Origin of the sequence: Nocardia sp. NPDC004604 (assembly GCF_040609795.1) — a bacterium.
Classification (GTDB): domain Bacteria; phylum Actinomycetota; class Actinomycetes; order Mycobacteriales; family Mycobacteriaceae; genus Nocardia.
In genome coordinates, this window is sequence record NZ_JBEXLC010000286.1 from 1 (window position 1) to 4,052 (window position 4,052).

Below are 4,052 nucleotides of genomic sequence, written 5' to 3' on the forward strand. Positions count from 1 at the left end.
ACCAGGCTGCGCAGCAGCCTGATCAACCAAACCGTAATAAGCCGTCGCATACACCACCGGGACAGCGGCGGCCTGAGCGAAGGACCAGCCGCTCGGCATCGGCGCGAGGAATCGGCGATCGACCACCGCGACCGAGCCGATGCCGGTGATGAACCCGAAAACCCGGTCCCCCGGCACGAATTCGGTCACATCGGGTGCCACCTCGAGTACGACTCCGGCGCCTTCACTACCGATCCGAGCATCCGCGTCGGGATAGGTGCCCAACGCGATCAGCACATCGCGGAAATTGAGGCCGACCGCCCGCACACCCACCCGGACCTGCCCTGATTCGAGTCGGTCGCCGGGCGCGCCCACGTTGTCGATCAGGCTGAAGTTGTCACTGGTGAAGGTCCCCTTGCCGAGCAGGGTGAGCGACCATGCCGCGCTGGTACGCACTGCGGTGACGCCGTGGAGATTGTCCGCACGGCGGTGCAGCCGCGGTGTGTGCGCCGTCCCACGCCGGACGGCCAGCTGCGGCTCGCCCTCGGTCGTCAGAACCATTGCCGCAGCGCGCCGATACTCCGACCAGTCGTCGATATCGACCAGGAAGATGCGGTCCGGGTGCTCGCTCTGCGCGGAGCGCAGCAACCCCCAAGCCGCTGCCGCGGGCAGGTCTACCGGCTCACCGGGATGCACCGCCACGGCCTGCCGCGACACGACGACGACCGCGCCGTCGCCGGTCAGCCGCCGCTGCACTCGCGTCATCAGCTCCGTCACCGAATCCCGCACTGTCATCGGGAGATCGCCGTCGAAGTCCATGTCGGCGGCGTGTCCGTCGAGCCGCACCACCGTGGCGACCCGTCCCGCGATCGTGACGGTCTCCGCGTCGTCGGTCCGACTCCAGGCCGCCGATGCGGTGGGATCATCGACCGCCGGAGCCAGCGTGATCCAATCGAGGTCGTAACCGGCGCTGTCGGTCCGCTGCCGCGCCACACTGAGCGCCGTGGTGGCCATCGGACGCATCGTCAGCGAACCCACCTGAGCCACAACGGTTCCCGAACCGTCGGTGAGGGTCACCGCGATACGCTCATCCCCGGTGGCGGATACGCGCACTCGCGCCGTCGTCGCACCCGTCGCGTACAGCGCGACGTCCTCCCACAGGAACGGGACGGCCACCTGGCCGAACGGCGTCGCAGGTACGAAGCCGCCGAGCAGGATCGCGTGCAGTGCGGCATCGAGCAGCGCCGGATGCACACCGAACCCAGCGACCTCCGAACGCGCGGGCTCCGGCAACACCACTTCCGCGAATACCTCGCCGTCACCCCGCCACAGCGCGGTCAAACCCTGGAACACCGGGCCGTAGTCATAGCCCGATTCCGCCAGCTCCGCATACGCGTCATCGATCGGGATCTCGGTCGCCCCCACCGGCGGCCAGCCGATCGGACTCGGCTCGACGGCCGTCGTCGCCGAATCGGCGGTGATCGTCGCGACGGCATGGCGAACCCACTGTGGCGCATCGTCATTCTGCTCGGAGTCGTCGCCGATCGAGCTCGTGTACACCGACACCGTGCGCGATCCGGACGCATCCGGATCGCTCGCCACCACCCGCAGTTCCACCGCATCGGTGGCCGGCACCGCAAGCGGCGCCTCGATCATCAGCTCGGCCACCCGGGAGCAGTCCACTACCGATCCCACATGCAGGGCCAGCTCCACGAGCGCGGCGCCGGGCAGCAAGGCCACCCCGGCGACGGCGTGATCGGCCAGCCATGGGTGTCCGGCCTGCGACAACCGGCCGGTGAACACCAGGGAGTCCGGCAACCGCACCATCGCGCCCAACAGCGGATGTCCCGCATCGTCGAGGCCCGGGCGCCGCTCCTCCGCGCCGCCGACCGGCCGCAGCCAATAACGCTGGTGCGCAAAGGCATACGTCGGCAGCGGCACTCGCGTAGCGACCGGAGCCAATGCCCGCGGCGCCATATCGACGCCGGCACAGTGCGCCCGCGCCAGCGCGGTGACAAGCTGTCGCGCGCCCCCGTGCTCGCGCTTCAGTGTGCCGAGAACGGCCACTCGATCGGCCATCCCGATCGAACCCGCCGTCAACTCGACACCCATTGTCAGCACCGGGTGCGGGCTGATCTCGAGGAAAGCGTTCACGCCCGCGCGCTGCAGCGCCTCCACCGACTCGGCGAAGCGCACCCGTTCCCGCAGTCCGCGATACCAATAGCCGGCGTCCAGCGTCTCGGTATCGACATAGTCCGCGCATACGGTTGAGTAGAAAGGTACCGAACCGCGCTGGGGGGCAACGCTTTCCAGCTCCCTCAGCACTCGGTCCCGGATCGACTCCACCGCATGCGAATGCGATGCGTAGTCCACCGGAATCCGTTTCGCCCAGACGCCGTCGGCCGCGCAACCAGCCAGGAACTCATCCACCGCCGAGGACTCCCCCGACACCACGGTCAGACCCGGTCCGTTCACCGCGGCGACGCACAGCCGATCACCGAAGCCGGTCAACCGCTGCTCGACCGCCTCGACGGCCGCGCCCACCGACGCCATACCGCCGGCGCCGGCGAGTTCCTCGGCGACGACCAGGGAGCGAAGGGCGACCACGCGCGCGCCATCGGCCAGCGACAGTCCGCCCGCGACCACCGCGGCCGCGATCTCACCCTGCGAATGCCCGATCACCACGGCGGGTTCCACGCCATTGGCGCGCCATACCCGCGCCAGTGACACCATCACCGCGAACAGCACGGGCTGCACCACATCCACCCGGTCCAGCGATACCGCACCCGGCTCGCCGCGCAGCACCGCAGTCAGCGACCAATCCACGAACGGTGCCAGCGCCGCCTCGCATTCGGCGATCGCGTCGGCGAAAACCTGGTCGGAAGCCAGTAATTCGGCGGCCATTCCGGGCCATTGGCTGCCTTGACCGGGGAATACAAGTGCGACACGGCGCGCGACCGCGCGACCGAGGACCACGTCCTCGACGCCCTTGGCGGGCAGTTCCGCCGACTCGGCCACGGTGGCGAGCCCGGCCAGCAGCTCGGCCGAATCCCGTCCGACCACCGCGCCACGCCACTCCAACTGCGCGCGGTGACGCAGCAACGAATACGCCACATCCGCCGCCGACTCCGGGTGCGAGGCCAGCCATTCAATAAGCCGGGCGGCCTGTTCGCGCACCGCCTCCGGGCTCGCGCCCGACAAGGTCCACGACAGCGGGCGTGCACCGTCCGTACCCGAATCAGGCTCTGCCACCGTTGTTTCCGGGCGGATCGACGGCGGCGCCTCCTCCAGGATCAGGTGCGCGTTGGTGCCGCTCATCCCGAACGAGGAGACACCCGCACGACGCACCCGGTCACCGGCGGCCCATGGCTGCGACTCCGTCAATAGCCGAACCGAACCCGCCGACCAATCCACATGCGGGGTCGGCGCGTCGACATGCAGTGTTCTGGGCAGCGACTCGTGCCGCAGTGCCGCGACCATCTTGATCACGCCGCCGATGCCCGCGGCCGCGACCGCGTGGCCGATATTCGACTTCAAGGAGCCGATCCGCAACGGCTGCTCACGATCGGATCCGTACGCCGAGATCAGCGCCTGCGCTTCGATCGGATCGCCCAATGTCGTTCCGGTGCCGTGCGCCTCCACCGCGTCCACATCCGAAGGCTTCAGCCCCGCGTCGGCCAGCGCCGCCGCGATCACCCGCTCCTGGGACGGACCGTTCGGCGCGGTCAGACCATTGCTCGCACCGTCCTGATTGATCGCACTGCCACGCACCACGGCCAAGACGTCGTGGCCGAGGCGCCGGGCGTCGGCAAGGCGCTCGACGACCAGCACGCCCACGCCCTCCGACCAGGTCACACCGTCCGCCGCGGCGGCGAAAGGCTTGCACCGGCCATCGGCCGCGAGCCCCCGCTGGCGAGCGAAATCGACATACAGGGTCGGGCTCGCACCGATACTCACCCCGCCCGCGAGCACCAGGGATGCCTCGCCCTGACGCAGCGCCTGACAGGCCAGATGCAAGGCGACCAGCGACGACGAACACGCGGTATCGACCGTGACCGCAGGACCCTCCAAAC

1 protein-coding gene is annotated in these 4,052 nt (G+C 69.4%); it reads right to left on the reverse strand.

Translation table 11 applies throughout. The features are described from left to right. A partial coding sequence (locus ABZW16_RS43260) for an acyltransferase domain-containing protein (protein WP_354961974.1) occupies positions 1-4,052 on the reverse strand: 4,052 nt, incomplete at both ends.